This window comes from Aeromonas sp. CA23 (assembly GCF_002587065.1).
GTDB classification, from domain to species: domain Bacteria; phylum Pseudomonadota; class Gammaproteobacteria; order Enterobacterales; family Aeromonadaceae; genus Aeromonas; species Aeromonas bestiarum.
Genome location: NZ_CP023818.1, coordinates 2,964,495 through 2,977,602, shown reverse-complemented (window position 1 = coordinate 2,977,602; position 13,108 = coordinate 2,964,495). Strand labels below are relative to the sequence as shown.

24 protein-coding genes and 1 tRNA gene are annotated in these 13,108 nt (G+C 52.3%); 23 read left to right on the top strand and 2 right to left on the bottom strand.

Translation table 11 applies throughout. The annotated features are described in order from the left end of the window. Positions 1–116: 116 nt before the first annotated feature. From CK910_RS13980 to CK910_RS24650, 3 genes are all read left to right on the top strand, one after another. Entirely contained in the window at positions 117–1,163 is a 1,047-nt protein-coding gene (locus CK910_RS13980; RefSeq protein ID WP_098983718.1) for a hypothetical protein, read from the top strand. A 494-nt stretch (positions 1,164–1,657) separates the two neighbouring features. After that, the gene (locus CK910_RS24655) at positions 1,658–2,131 is read left to right on the top strand and encodes a DUF932 domain-containing protein (protein WP_441296852.1); all 474 of its coding nucleotides are present in this window, start codon (positions 1,658–1,660) and stop codon (positions 2,129–2,131) included. After that, a complete protein-coding gene (locus CK910_RS24650; protein ID WP_441296851.1) occupies positions 2,074–2,448 on the top strand; it encodes a DUF932 domain-containing protein in 375 nt (124 codons plus the stop codon). Before CK910_RS24655 ends, CK910_RS24650 begins: the two co-directional genes overlap by 58 nt. 99 nt (positions 2,449–2,547) lie before the next feature. On the opposite strand, the gene CK910_RS13970 is transcribed toward CK910_RS24650, so the two are convergent. After that, positions 2,548–2,898 (bottom strand): helix-turn-helix domain-containing protein, encoded by a 351-nt coding sequence (locus CK910_RS13970; RefSeq protein WP_098983717.1) that lies wholly within the window; start codon positions 2,896–2,898, stop codon positions 2,548–2,550. Positions 2,899–3,130: 232 nt separating this feature from the next. On the opposite strand from CK910_RS13970, the gene CK910_RS13965 reads away from it, so the two are divergent. The 19 genes from CK910_RS13965 (at position 3,131) to CK910_RS13875 (ending at position 11,673) form a co-directional block, all read left to right on the top strand. Next, positions 3,131–3,454, top strand: a complete 324-nt coding sequence (locus CK910_RS13965) for a hypothetical protein (protein ID WP_098983716.1) — start codon at positions 3,131–3,133, stop codon at positions 3,452–3,454. 15 nt (positions 3,455–3,469) lie between these two features. Next, positions 3,470–4,300, top strand: coding sequence for a hypothetical protein (locus CK910_RS13960; protein ID WP_098983715.1), 831 nt, complete (start codon positions 3,470–3,472; stop codon positions 4,298–4,300). Positions 4,301–4,382: 82 nt separating this feature from the next. Continuing rightward, positions 4,383–4,730: a YkvA family protein gene (locus tag CK910_RS13955; protein WP_098983714.1), complete on the top strand. Its 348-nt coding sequence runs from the start codon at positions 4,383–4,385 to the stop codon at positions 4,728–4,730. A gap of 19 nt (positions 4,731–4,749) precedes the next feature. Continuing rightward, a complete protein-coding gene (locus CK910_RS13950) occupies positions 4,750–5,175 on the top strand; it encodes a DUF2787 domain-containing protein (protein ID WP_098983713.1) in 426 nt (141 codons plus the stop codon). Positions 5,176–5,185: 10 nt separating this feature from the next. Further along, on the top strand, positions 5,186–5,614 hold the full coding sequence (locus CK910_RS13945) for a hypothetical protein (protein ID WP_098983712.1): 429 nt from the start codon (positions 5,186–5,188) through the stop codon (positions 5,612–5,614). Next, positions 5,589–5,903: a hypothetical protein gene (locus CK910_RS13940; protein WP_098983711.1), complete on the top strand. Its 315-nt coding sequence runs from the start codon at positions 5,589–5,591 to the stop codon at positions 5,901–5,903. Before CK910_RS13945 ends, CK910_RS13940 begins: the two co-directional genes overlap by 26 nt. 89 nt (positions 5,904–5,992) lie before the next feature. Beyond that, on the top strand, positions 5,993–6,490 hold the full coding sequence (gene radC / locus CK910_RS13935) for a RadC family protein (protein ID WP_098983710.1): 498 nt from the start codon (positions 5,993–5,995) through the stop codon (positions 6,488–6,490). After that, positions 6,487–6,678, top strand: a complete 192-nt coding sequence (locus tag CK910_RS13930) for a hypothetical protein (RefSeq protein ID WP_098983709.1) — start codon at positions 6,487–6,489, stop codon at positions 6,676–6,678. Before radC ends, CK910_RS13930 begins: the two co-directional genes overlap by 4 nt. 24 nt (positions 6,679–6,702) lie before the next feature. Further along, positions 6,703–7,041: a hypothetical protein gene (locus CK910_RS13925; RefSeq protein ID WP_172955316.1), complete on the top strand. Its 339-nt coding sequence runs from the start codon at positions 6,703–6,705 to the stop codon at positions 7,039–7,041. Positions 7,042–7,198: 157 nt separating this feature from the next. After that, on the top strand, positions 7,199–7,666 hold the full coding sequence (locus tag CK910_RS13920) for a hypothetical protein (protein WP_253852696.1): 468 nt from the start codon (positions 7,199–7,201) through the stop codon (positions 7,664–7,666). After that, positions 7,666–7,881, top strand: coding sequence for a hypothetical protein (locus tag CK910_RS13915; RefSeq protein WP_098983708.1), 216 nt, complete (start codon positions 7,666–7,668; stop codon positions 7,879–7,881). Before CK910_RS13920 ends, CK910_RS13915 begins: the two co-directional genes overlap by 1 nt. Continuing rightward, complete coding sequence (locus tag CK910_RS13910) at positions 7,878–8,240, top strand: hypothetical protein (protein ID WP_098983707.1); 363 nt, start codon at positions 7,878–7,880, stop codon at positions 8,238–8,240. Before CK910_RS13915 ends, CK910_RS13910 begins: the two co-directional genes overlap by 4 nt. Beyond that, positions 8,237–8,563 carry a type IV toxin-antitoxin system YeeU family antitoxin gene (locus tag CK910_RS13905; RefSeq protein ID WP_098983706.1) on the top strand — a complete coding sequence of 109 codons (327 nt, stop codon included), beginning with the start codon at positions 8,237–8,239 and terminating at the stop codon, positions 8,561–8,563. The genes CK910_RS13910 and CK910_RS13905 overlap by 4 nt, the downstream gene beginning before the upstream one ends. A gap of 28 nt (positions 8,564–8,591) precedes the next feature. Beyond that, positions 8,592–9,134 carry a hypothetical protein gene (locus CK910_RS13900; protein ID WP_098983705.1) on the top strand — a complete coding sequence of 181 codons (543 nt, stop codon included), beginning with the start codon at positions 8,592–8,594 and terminating at the stop codon, positions 9,132–9,134. A gap of 1 nt (position 9,135) precedes the next feature. Then, complete coding sequence (locus CK910_RS13895) at positions 9,136–9,477, top strand: hypothetical protein (RefSeq protein WP_098983704.1); 342 nt, start codon at positions 9,136–9,138, stop codon at positions 9,475–9,477. Between the two features lie 30 nt (positions 9,478–9,507). After that, positions 9,508–9,804 carry a hypothetical protein gene (locus CK910_RS13890; protein WP_098983703.1) on the top strand — a complete coding sequence of 99 codons (297 nt, stop codon included), beginning with the start codon at positions 9,508–9,510 and terminating at the stop codon, positions 9,802–9,804. Between the two features lie 122 nt (positions 9,805–9,926). Beyond that, complete coding sequence (locus CK910_RS13885; RefSeq protein WP_098983702.1) at positions 9,927–10,241, top strand: hypothetical protein; 315 nt, start codon at positions 9,927–9,929, stop codon at positions 10,239–10,241. A 2-nt stretch (positions 10,242–10,243) separates the two neighbouring features. Then, positions 10,244–10,648, top strand: coding sequence for a type IV toxin-antitoxin system YeeU family antitoxin (locus tag CK910_RS13880; RefSeq protein WP_098983701.1), 405 nt, complete (start codon positions 10,244–10,246; stop codon positions 10,646–10,648). A gap of 116 nt (positions 10,649–10,764) precedes the next feature. Then, a complete protein-coding gene (locus CK910_RS13875) occupies positions 10,765–11,673 on the top strand; it encodes a hypothetical protein (RefSeq protein WP_098983700.1) in 909 nt (302 codons plus the stop codon). A 220-nt stretch (positions 11,674–11,893) separates the two neighbouring features. Here CK910_RS13875 and CK910_RS13870 read toward each other — a convergent pair. Beyond that, a tRNA-Ser gene (locus CK910_RS13870) sits at positions 11,894–11,981 on the bottom strand. 184 nt (positions 11,982–12,165) lie between these two features. Here CK910_RS13870 and CK910_RS13865 point away from each other — a divergent pair. Next, entirely contained in the window at positions 12,166–12,822 is a 657-nt protein-coding gene (locus CK910_RS13865) for a Bax inhibitor-1/YccA family protein (RefSeq protein WP_098983699.1), read from the top strand. Positions 12,823–13,108: the final 286 nt, after the last annotated feature.

The following is a 13,108-nucleotide window of genomic DNA, read 5'->3' as shown; positions in this document are numbered from 1 at the left end:
CTAACGAGGATCACTGTTGAATACGCTCCAAGAATTGTGATGCCTTTACCAAGCAGAACACGTGCGACATATGATAATATTTTCCACGCATTCATGATGATGAGAGGAAATGCATAATGAAACCACGGATACTGTTTAATCAATTAGATACGCTATTGGCTCATGTGGCTGAGCGATTTATTGAATTTCACATTATTTACAATCATGCTAAAAGACATCATCAACGCGAAATTGATGAGCTTGTAAAAATAAACAAAGAAATAATAAATACACTTTACGAAATTAACTTTAGCGATGAAAACATCAAAAAGTTAAAAGCAACATCTGAGTTCTGGGACTCTGTTCAATCTAATTTCTCTTACGATCGAATTTTAAATCCAAAACTGCTGTCTAAATATGAACAGGAAAGGCACAAGCGATTAATGCCATTTATTGTAAATTACAAATCAAATCCTGAATTCATAAACAAAATAAATGGAATTCTAGCTAATTTTCCACACCGCTTTTGGTTAAGAATTGCTGACATTGTTAATATCGTTACACCAGAGCATTTTTTAGAGAAGGTAAATGCTCTAAATGATTTTCAACGAATTCAACGTAGCATCAGAGCAGATTATGAGACCCAATCTATCAGTGTCGCTTTCGACAGAAGTCATACTGAGCTTGCGCCAGTCAGCGATGCCTTATCATTTTACCCAGAAAAAATAAGGCCTGGAATATTTTACATTTACCCAGAAAATGATGAACTCCGCCATTTATCGACACTGGCAATAACATGTCATTACGGAGCGAATAAGGATGACATACAAGAGGCGCTTGATGAATATGAATACCAATTTGAAAAATTTAGAAATTATTATCACATGAACAGCAATGACTTTATCGAGGCTACAGAGCTTGAAAAGCTAAGGCCATTACTAAAAAGAAACTTCAATAAAAATAAGTATGTGAAGCGAACAGTCAACATAGAACAACCTATTCTCGCACTCATTTGCTGGGAAAAAATAAATCTACATGGGATTGAGACCAATAAAGCCATATCATCAGCTCTCCCAGAGGGTTATACCAGCAATGACTTTACCTCGTTAAAAAACAAGCTCTTGCTTATCTCCACTGCTATTGATGAATGGGACCAGTATTACAACGAAATGAATTGCCTATAGTGAGTGATATTGATGAGACATACGGGTCAGAATGATAGGCTCATCATTCTGACCCGTAAATCCAGATCGAGAAGACACATAGCCGTTTGCACAAACCGCCCCTCTATCCCCTAACCCCCACCCTTACCGCGACAAAGTGCCCCCAATTGCGATGATATTTCTCATTATCTTGCTACTGTAGCAAAAATAGCAGATAGCAAAGTCATTAAACATCTTATTTAGGCTTGCATTATTCAAAAAAGCATGAAAGACCTGAGCGTTCATCCATCTCCAAATATATTCATCCCTATATAACCTTTGTGAGATTTATACATAGAGGAATTAAATATGGCTCACCTTATCGACACGATGGCTTACACAGGCCAAACCCCTTGGCATGGCTTGGGTAATCAATTACCAGAAAAACAATCTTTAGATATCTGACAGCAAGCAGCCGAGATGGACTGGCCCATCGAACAAAGTGATGTACTCTACAATGTCACCTAGGGGAGGACGTGCTGCATATCCGTCCCTGTGTGATGAGTAAAGTGCTTTACCGCTCCGATACGCTGGCATCACTCTCGGTAGTATCCAAACGTTATAATGTGGTACAGCCTCACGAGGTTTTGCATTTCTATCAGGATTTGGTGCAAGCAGGTAGGTTTGAATTAGAAACAGCAGGCGTATTAAAAGGAGGGAGAATGTTGTGGGCATTGGCCAAGACGGGCCAGGACATGAGACTAAACGGCGGCGACATCGTGAAATATTATTTATTGTTGGCGACCAGTTGTGATGGAACTCTCTGTACCACTGCTCAATTTACCTCTCTGCGGGTGGTTTGTAATAACACATTACAGATGGCACTCAATGATAAATCCGACGCTATTAAAGTGCTCCCTCAACCAAATTCAACCCGAAGCATGTCAAAGATGTGCTCGGGCTTGGTTTGGCAAACCGGGACCTGTTTCAACGGAATATACATGAGCTGAGTCATCGCTCAGTTTTTCCTGCTGAAGCTATTCTCTTCTTCAGTGATTTTATTAATGACCCGACAGATGATGACGGCAACATTGTTCTGAGTCGTCCTACCAAGAAATTACAAGAACGCTACCAATGTGCAGGAATGGGGTCAGAGCTTACCAGTGCCAAAAATACTGCTTGGGGCTTAGTTAATGCTGTCACGGAATATGTCGTTCATCATCGTAGTGCACGCAGTCAGGATAAGCGACTTGATTCAGCCTGGTTCGGCCAAGGAGCTCAGCTCAAATACCACGCCCTGGAACAGGCACTCACGTTACTACAATAATTTCGCTTCTCTTTATAAACCGGCATAACAATCCTTACCCGGATTGGCTGATGCCAGTCCGGGTACGGAGATTTATGCCATCGACGTTGTCTCATTCATTTACTTTGATTGGGTAAATCGCGTTACAAGACGATTAATGGTTTCCAACAGCAAGGTCCGGTCGGCATCATCAAGTTGTGCCAATTGCTGGCTCAACACAATGCCCTGCTCGGTGGGACGGTTGCTGGTCTCACGCAGAAAGTCCGCCAGCTCACAACCAAACAGTTGAGCGAGTTCAGCCAGCCGCACTACGGTCGGCACCACAATTCCACGCTCCATCCTAGAGACCGCTTCCATACCGATATTGAGGTGTTCAGCCACCTGCTCTTGGGTCAACCCAGCTTGGCTGCGCTGACGTCCAATCGCTTTACCCACATTTTTGGCCAGTTGTTTCAAGTCGATGTCCGTCATAGCCCCTCCAATCGACCCACATGGTCAATCATGAGCCCATTGACGATAAGGACCTAAAAAGGCGAATATCACCCCAAAAGGTCTTCAATCGGTGTAATGCGATGACCGCCAAGACAACCCGTGTGTGTCATCCAGGCAACACAGGTTGCCCATGGCCGGAGGTTCATGCCTCGTTTAATACCCCACTACTCATGCCCTTTTCACACTCACTACATTAACCAAGGAGAAAATCATGATCCGTTACCCCATCATTGCCACCCTCTTTTTACTGGCAGCCACGATTCATTCTCTCTGGACCGGAGGTTCCCCCCAACTCGGGGTATGGGGGCATCTCTGGTTCTTTGTGTTCGGCTCACTGTTCTCATCACTCGGAATGATGGCTGGCGAGCTCTTTCGCCGCTTCACTCAGCCCGATGTGCTGCTAGCTGACGGTGCACAGGAAATGTTCAAGAAGAAACTGTTTTGGAAAATGGGCCCCCAGCTCATTGGGGGCATCGTGGGCTACATCGCAGCTGGGGGATTTTTACAAAATGTGTTGGGTTACTACGTTGGATAATAAGGAAGATAGAAAATGAAAATATTAGGTCTTTTGTTATCGTTTATTCCATTACTGACATGGGCGTATGAGTCTGAAGAGCAACCACCAAAAGTGACATTACCGACATGGACGCTTGAGTCGGTTGGTTCTGAGCAACACTTCACGCAATCCGCTGACGGTCTTTCATTCACGATTATGTGCAGTGATCAACATGCTGCCAATGCGGAGTTAAACATTCGGGGTAATCGATATACCAACCTGGTTTTCAACATCAATGGAAAACCTTACTACAATCCGTTTAATTTTAATGACCCCTTGGTGGTCGAACAGTTTAAATGGTTTATGAAAGCACTAAGGAATGCGACTGCTGTTGAGATTGTGTATGGCATAGGGAAAAGCTACACCCTGTACATGTCTAACGCTAAGGCGGTCTTGCCCGACCCCGATGCCAGCAATTTCATTTGCAAGACGGATACCGCGTTGACATTCCCTGATGACGAAAGCAACGCCAGCCTACCGCAAGAGGATGCGAAGGAGGGGGGCGCATCTGGGCCGCTCAGCTTTAACGTGTCGGTTGGCAAATTTGATAAAGACTATCGTCCAGTATCCGTTCAATCCATTGAGCTCGTCAGTTTAAATAACCATGTAAACGTTATCTCGGTAACGGGTAACCGTGGTCAATGTAGGCTGGCTAAATACAGTGAAATCGAAGGTGTACCATCACCCAGACTGCCTTTAGCCATGCAGTATGGTCAAAAGGCGCAGTTTCCCATCGTAAGAGGGAGCGGTCACTGTGACAAGGTCTATGAGGTATCGATTAATACCAATCTGGGCAGTGTTACCTACGACATCGAATATGAATGATTGGACCCGACGATACCAAGAGGAGGCAATGAGCCTCCTCTTTTTATTTCTGCAACCCGCTCACCTATGAAGGAATAACACTATGCCACCCTGCATTCCCCCCGAATGCGAGCCCTTCGATCACTCTGGCTTTTGGCACAAACTCTGGGCCTTTGCCAAACGTGCCGGTCGGCCCTTTATCGAGACCTGTCTGTTGCTCTACTACACCAGCCAGAAGGATGATCTGCCGCTTTGGGCCAAGCTCCTGATTTACAGTGCGCTGGCCTACTTTATCTCGCCCATCGATGCCATCCCGGATGTGTTGCCGATGGGGCTCACCGATGACATCGCGGTACTAAGTGCAGCACTCGCCAGCATTACAGCCTTTATTGACGCCCAGATCCGTGCCCGTGCAGCCAGAAAAATGCGCGAGCTGTTCGGCGACACTTAACCCCTTCAAGGAGAACTCCATGACTATTCCCTTTTTCCGGGACGGCTTTGCCCTGCCCGTTGCCCAAGCGCTGCTCACGTTACTCAGTCAGGAGGTCGCCCATCTCGGCCTCAACCTCGAGCGCCTGACCCAGCTCACCTTCAACTTTCGCAGTCCCACCTACAGCCCCGAGCAAGGAGGGGCTCACCCCGTTGAGATCCGTCTGATACGTGGTCTTGATGGCTGGCTGTTCGATTACGTCACCGACTTCAGCTATCAGGGACTGGGCCAGGATGCAGAGCTTTGCAAAGAACTCGATTTCAACTTCCTGGATGACGAACACTATTTGCAAGGATGGGGGCCTGTCCAGCGTTCAGAGGCCCATGAGTTATTCACCCTGTGGCAGACCAACTTTGTTGCCTACTGCCGGATGGCGTACTTCACCATTGAGGTCAGTGGGGAGTAGGAGGTGTGTGATGACTAACGAACTGCCGCTAACTCACTATTCACGCCAGTGGCTGGGACTGGTTGCGACCAAGGCCAAACTGCAGCCAATCTGCCAAGGTGAGCGCTGGTTGCTGCACCTGACCCCTAATAGCCCACATACCCGCACCGTTACCCTGCACCTGCGCTGGTCTGGGGGGCAGTGGCAACTGCTCTCCCTCACCAATGCCGAGGATTGGCGCACCATGAGCCAGCCAGTGGATGAAATCTGTGTGGACCCCACACGTCGTTGTTTTTGGCGCAGCCAAGCAGGACCGGTGTCTCTCACCGAGCAACCTCGTGTGTTGGCAAGTTTCCTGGCTGACTTGCAGCGTACCTGCACTCATCACGGTTATCGCGTGGAGAGTGACCCCTTACCACAAGAGGAGACACAAGATGCCCAAACAACCGATAGCCGTTGAGCTGGAAGCGATTAATCGGGATGGCGAGACTCAGGTGGTGCGTGACAGTGACCTGACCGTACAGGGCTACCGTGTCTACCTGCGAGCGGTAGAGGCCAGCGGATTGGCCCTGGCTACCTGGGTCGCAGACTATGGCACCATAGGGCCAGCCTACCAGCTGGCGGAACGGCTAAGCATTGCGCTGGCTATCCCGCTCACCGTGCTGGTCCCCGGATCGCTGATACCGGTGATGTGGGGACCCACAGCCGGAGCAAGAGCAAAAGCAAAAGCCACCACCAAGGCCAACTGAACTACCCTCAAAGTGAACCAACAACACCTCTGCATTTAGCCCCGGTATGCCTAGCGCTGCCGGGGTCTTTCTTTTTCAGGAGACCCACCATGCGTTACCACAAGCTCAAAGCCGGGGAATGCCCCGGCACCTATGTCGTCACTGAACCCGTGACTGAGCAAGACCTGCTGCACATCGCCAACCAGATTGCTCGCAAACGCCTGGCCAAAGGCACTGCCATTACCAGTACCACCGAGGCTGCCGAGCGGCTGCAAACCCTGCTGCAGGACCGGGAGCATGAAGTGTTTGGTGCGCTATTCCTCGACTCCCAACACCGTGTACTGGTTTTTGAGGAACTGTTTCGCGGCACCCTCGACAGTGCCAGCATCTACCCTCGGGAAGTGGTCAAGCGGGCCTTGCTACTCAACAGTGGGGCCATCATCGCGGTGCACAATCACCCCAGCGGTGACCCGGAGCCCAGCCAATCAGACCGGGTCTTTACCCAAGCCCTCAAAGAGGCCCTGGCCCTGGTCGATATCCGGCTACTCGACCATCTGGTGGTCGGTGCTGAGGGCGTGGCCTCGCTGGCTGAGCGAGGTCAGCTATGACTCTAACCCCAGGTAAGTCACACCTCACCACCCTCGATATCCTCCTCGAATTGCGCTGCTGGCTTGCTGACAACGTCGAGATGCAGGCCGAGCCCGCTATCGTGGCTCACATGCCTAACGGCTACCTGCTCACCCAGGCTGACTGCATCGAGGCCATTGATGCGCTGCTGCATCAGCTGCGTCATTAGCCGCGTCACGAGGGAACAAGCACCATGCGATTACCCAATCCCTATTCCCTGGAGGAAACCCTCGAGAAGCTGCGCCATCGGCTGGCTGCCACCTGCAACGAAGATGCACTGACGTTGCTGGGAAAGGCCGCAACCAAGGCGCGTGATGACGAGGGTTATGCCAAGCAGCTTGAAGAGACCTTGCAACGGGGATCCACCATCGAGATCCGCGAGTGCCTCAGCTGCTTTGACGACTACTTCGAGCGATCCCGAGACGCACCGCCCTATTACCCGCACCACGATGCCGTCAATAGCATTGATTGTGCGCTCTACGCCATCCTGTTCGCTCTAGCTCACCCAGAAGCCGAGCAGGCGCACGAATAACGCCAGCATCCCCAAACCCGGATCATCAGCGCCAACACCATGATCCGGATATTCCGACATCACTCAGCAAGGCCACCTCACTGCAGGTGGCCTTTTGCATTTCAAGGAGTCATCCCCATGTCTGCCTTCATGATCGATCGCAAGGACTACCTGGCCTTTGCCGTACAGTTACACCGCATTTTGCAATGCCCCCATGCCACCGCACTACACCCTTGAGCTGCTGCGCACCCTCTGGTGGAACTCACCAATGGATGTCACCAGTACCTGGACGTGGCGAGTAGACAGACTGGTACGGCTGATGATGCTCGCTAATCGGCGTGCAGTCTGGCATCGCTATCAGCTAGGGCGTCAGCAGGACCGTAAGGAACCACGCCAGCACCGCTCGACCAAACTGAGTCGGTTTAAACCTGCCCATCGTTACCACCAGGGACCTCTCACCGATAGCGAACTGGTGGCGCTCTACAAATTCACCTGCTGCACCCTGTACCAATCGAGTGAATGGAGTGGGAGTCCTGAGCAGGCTCCCCGGCTGGTGAAGGTGATACAGCAGTTTCAGCAAGCACTGGCGCAAGACGTGCTGACCCGGCTGTCACTGTGGGAGCAAGCACCTTGGGGAGAGATGTGATGCCTCTCTCCATCACCCTGACGGTGACAAGCTCACCGCCGAGCTCAACTGCCCAGATAGCCCAGCGTATCGCCGATGACATGGCACACCTGCATCATCGTCTGGGTGATGGGGTCAGTGATGAACTGGGGATCAGCATCAGTTACCTGGTCGAACAGTTTGCGCTGCTGGCTGCGGCTTACCGTTCACCTGCAGAAAGAGAGAAACACCCATGATCGAATTCAACGATAGCTTCACCCAGGTCGCAGTCGCTCAGGCAATGAGCACACATAGCGATTTGCATCGGCTCATTACCTATCAGCTCACCTTCCCGAAGTGGGCACACGACTATGACGAGACCGGCAAGCGCACTGGCCCCGACAAGATCAAGCCCGTGCCAACGATGCACAAGACCTCGCTGTTCGTGAGTCCACTGGACATGGTGGACAACCTGCCCCGCGAGATTAATTTTGCGTGGTGGGAGCGTGAGTGCAACGACCTCGGCTATCCCGTTGGGGAGTGGCGACGCACCATTGTGGGTGCCTACTTCAACCACGGCACCAACGACACCCCAAACTGGAGCAGCCACACATGAGCATCTTCGAGCACATGACATGGGGACTGGGCACCCCGAACCTGCCCAAGCTGGGGGCTCGAGCCATTCTGCAACGTGGTTATGTTGATTTCCTGGGCGACCGTGCCGGTATGTACGGCGAGCCAGACGAGGCGTGGCGGGCCGAGTGCGACACGGTGCTGCCGCACTTCCTGCGTGAGTTAACCAAGATGGCCAAGGCATACCAGATATGCACCGACATGGACGCGGTGTTTCGCCTTGAACACAAGGGCTGGGTGTGTGAAGCCAGTCCGAGGCGCAGCTACGGCTACCTCTACCTCGACATCTACCACCCCGCTAACTAGCGGGGTGTTTGTTTCAAGGATAAATATCATGAACAAGTTCTATCACGTAGGCACACTGGCCCGCCGTGAAGTCACCGCCCTGCTGCACACGCTGACGCACAATACAGCCGGCAATGCCGAGGGGATCCTCAACTACGTGGGCAGCAAGCTGAACCCCTACGACCCGCGCAAAGAGAAGACCAAGGCACGGCACACATTGCGCCGGGTCAAGAAGGCTATGAAGGCAGGGCGTATCCCGCTTGAGCTCACCGTGACGGGTTGCCGCATCGACCGGGGGTGCCATCAGGCAGACCGTTACTACTACGACCGGACGCTACTGGCCCAGGGCTGGCAACAATACGATACCGAGGAAGACGCCTGGTACTTTGGCATCTGGATCCACACAGAGAAGCTGGAGACCTTTACCTACGCCGAGGGTGATATCAGTCATGTGATGGCGCCGAACGTCGAGGCGTTTCGCTCTGAATTGGCGCGGCTCTACCAGTACCACCCGCAGGCCCCAGCATTTATCAGCATCGACCCGGAGGCGGGCATTGTGACCCATCATTTTGAAAGCAAGCCGGAGGTATGAAATGGCTAAGAACATCGCCATCAAGGTGCCCGGCAAACATCCACAAACCGGTGAGCTCACCACCTTCGAGCTCAAGGGCCAGCGCATGGATATCGACATCGGCGGGCAGGCTGTGCCCTTCCTCATTCATGGGAGCGGCATCGGTACGTCGCTCACCCATATTCCGAGTGGCTACCGCATCGCGCTGCTCGGCGGCTGGCTTACCGCTCGTTACGCAATTCCTGAGAATAAGCCCAGCAGAGCGGCCTGCGCCCAGATGGCCATAGACCTGCTGGTAGCCCAGTACGGCTCGCGGCACCTGCTGGACCGGCTCAATTGCAAGCCGGTTATCAATCAGCTGTAACGCACAGCCCAGACAACAAGGAGCGATGCAATGACCAACACCATCCCTGCAACACCTGACCCACTGGCAGGCCATTCGGTTATGCAGATGCTGGATGTCGCCATGAGTTCCATCATCGGTGATTACGATGACGCAGACCTGGCGCCTGAGTGGCAATGGGTCAAGCAAATGGCCTCCCATGAACATGTCGGTGTGAAGGATGATTCCGCCTATGAGTTCACCCTGAACCTGGCTATGGAGCTCGATGCTATCCCGCCAGCACTGCAACCCTTAATTACTGCCGCCCAACAGGCTGGTGTGAACTACATCCTGTTTTACAACGGCTAGCCACTGCGCCTGTCACTGCGGCCCGGCAAACAGACAAGACCACCCAAGCCCAGCTCATTTACACACTGCATAAAGGGCCAGCCCTCACAGGCTGGCCCTTTGCATCATTGGAGTCACCGAACATGACCCGTCTTATCACCGGACTCGAGGTGCATCGCTATGCCCCCGAGCTCAACAAGCTGCACCTGCGCAACCGGCAGACGTTACCCGCTCCCGGCATCACCACCATCAAAGAGGCCAAAGCCCACCTTTTTGGCCGCTGGCAGCCAGGGCATCAGGTAACCATCACCGTGAGTCACCCTGACTACATCAATCTCTCCCGGCTCTACCGGGGGCGACTGGCCAGCCTGACTGAACTCTCGGAGCATCTGACCAGATTGCGCCAGCGCCACAACGTGCCCGGCACCATCATCGACATTCAACTGAGGTATCGCTAATCATGACCGCGACAGCTACCAACACCAATGACCAACAACCCGCAGCCCCAGACCAGCCCACGCGGATTTTTGCGCAGTGGGGTTTACCCCATACCGTCACCCCGCGCTTTGGCGCTCGTCTTATCCAAGAGCACCACCGACTGCACTTTCTGTCAGATCGGGCCTCACTGGTTGGCGAATGGGCAGAGGTGGCAATAGACCAGCTGGAAGCCGCTTTCCCAACCATCATCAAGGAACTGGAAGCCAAGCTGCTGACCGGTGAGCTGGATGCCCGATGCCAGCAACGTATCACTGTCCAACACGACGGTTTCACCTGTGAAGCTGACACCTTGGGAAACCATGGTTATGTCTACCTGGCGATTTACCATACCCAAGGCACAGCAGATCGGCATGAGTTCATTCTCTAACTTGGCATTCCTGCTCCCATAGAAAGCTCCTATCGAGTCGTATTGGTGGACAATCTCATCCGTCCCATGTCGTAATGGGAGCAATTAATTTCGTGGTAAGCCTAAGGATAAGAACGATGGAATCTGCTCGTGATAAACGCACCGGTGAGATCATAGAGGCTGAGACCCTTTGGATGTTGGTGCATGTCGATAAGGATGGTTACGAGTGCTGGGGATGCGGCATCGATATGTACCCCTCATCCTGGAAAAAAGAGAACAAAAAGAGGCCCTCATTCAACAAAATGCCGGGAAAGGAACATCTCATCCATTGTGATGCAGATGCTGAACGGGAAGTGATCAGCCAAGGACAGACACAAAGCGTGCGTCAACAATTGGACTCATCGCCAGGGTTGTCGCCTTCAGGGCTAGTGCTAATAGATAAACGGCCAGGGACAGCTACTAATCAAGGAAACGGAATAAACGGTTCAACCTCGGTACATTCACCAACCGTAGCTGCTGGTCATGGTAATGGCCCCCAACGCACTTCCAGACGCAAAGCTCAAAGCATTCGCCCTATCTGTCGTGCGTTCATCAACTTCCCCCACGACCGTAACATCTCTTTGGAGATCCCTGGGATTGAAGCCGACAATTACCTGACGGCGTTCAAGAGGTTAGGTAGCCCAATTCAGAAGTACCCCGATAAGAAGATCTTTTATTCCGAGTTGTTGTGGCTACCGATCACCCAGAGCGAGGAGCGGTTAATTATCCCCCTAGCAGGAGAATGGGAAGACCGGAAACCCTCGAAAAACTATCAGCTCCATGTCGAGTGGAAATCTTGGTCACAAGCCAAAAAAACCATGTTACTTAACGAGTTAGATGCAGCAAAGGAAGAGGCCAAACAGGCTAGAAGGGGTGGTAGGAAAGATAAAGCATGGGTGTTTTTTATTGGAGAACAGAACGCAGACCACCTAGAAACGTTTTATGTCAGTGACTCTCGCTTGATCTGCTCGATTATTGGCCACATTGTCTATCCGAAATATGAATAGGCAATGCAATGAAGCATACGACGCAACGCTGGCATTCGTAACGCGCTACGTTTTACGGGTAGTAGCACAAGGGGCAGCCACCGGAAAGTGGGGCCGATACTTGTCCAAAGGAATGCGATAGAGGAGAAAGGCAGCCAACATCTAATGGCATACTCACTGGCATACCAAAAATCACAGACACAAAAAAGCCCAACCGAATCAATCGGTTGGGCTATATAGATGGCGGAGGAGGTGGGATTTGAACCCACGGATGGTCGCCCATCGCCGGTTTTCAAGACCGGTGCATTCAGCCGCTCTGCCACCCCTCCGAACGGCGTGCATACTACGTCAAGCCCTTGTTCATATGCAATACATATTTGTTCTGGGATAGTAGGGGGCAACAGGCTGGGGTAGCGCTTGAAATCAGCGCTCGTCATCCCCACATTCAGTGCATACAATGCGATAACGAAGCGGAATCTGCCGCCTCAACCGGAAATCAAGAGGACACCCAAGATGGATACCCGTTCTATCTACACCGGCACCCAGAGTGCCGCGCGCGATACCAACAAGGTGCTGCGCAACACCTATATGCTGCTCTCCCTCACTCTTGGCTTCTCTGCCGTTGTGGCCGGGGTCGCCACCGTGATGAACATGCCGCCCCTGCACTGGGCCGTGTTCCTTATCGGTGTGTATGGTCTGATGTTCCTGACTCAGAAGAACCGCGAAAACGGCATGGGGCTGGTGTTCACCTTCGCCCTGACCGGCCTGCTCGGCTACAGCCTGGGCCCCATCATCAACATGTACATGAACAATGGTGGTGGCGAGATAGTGATGACTGCCCTGGGCGGCACAGCGCTGACCTTCTTCGGTCTGTCGGCCTATGCCCTGACCACCAAGCGTGACCTCTCCTTCATCGGCGGCATGCTATTCGTCGGTTTCTGGGTGCTGCTGGTAGCCATGATCGCCAACATCTTCCTGCAGATGAGCGCCCTGAGCCTGGCCCTGTCCGCCATGTTCATGCTGTTCTCCTCCGGTGCCATACTGCTGACCACCCAGCAGATCATCCGGGGCGGCGAGACCAACTACATCTCCGCCACCGTGACCCTGTATGTCTCCATCTACAACATCTTCCTGAGCCTGCTGAGCCTGCTTGGCGGCAACCGCAACTGATGAACAACCCCGCTTCGGCGGGGTTTTTATTGATGCCTGTTTCTGTCAGGATAAGTTGTAAATCAAGGATATGAAGCCAAGTGGCCCTGATCCAAATCAGGGCCGCTTCGCGCTTGGCGGGTTAGTATCCCGTTCTCGTTTCGTTCAAGGGTTGCTCTTGTCTCATGCCGATGGATTTCTCTGGCCTGCTGCGCCGACTGCTGACTGACTGTCACATCGATTTTGCTTCGCTCAAGGGTGGTGCCTAGCATGCCCATGGACTTCTCTGGTTTGTTACGCCGACTGC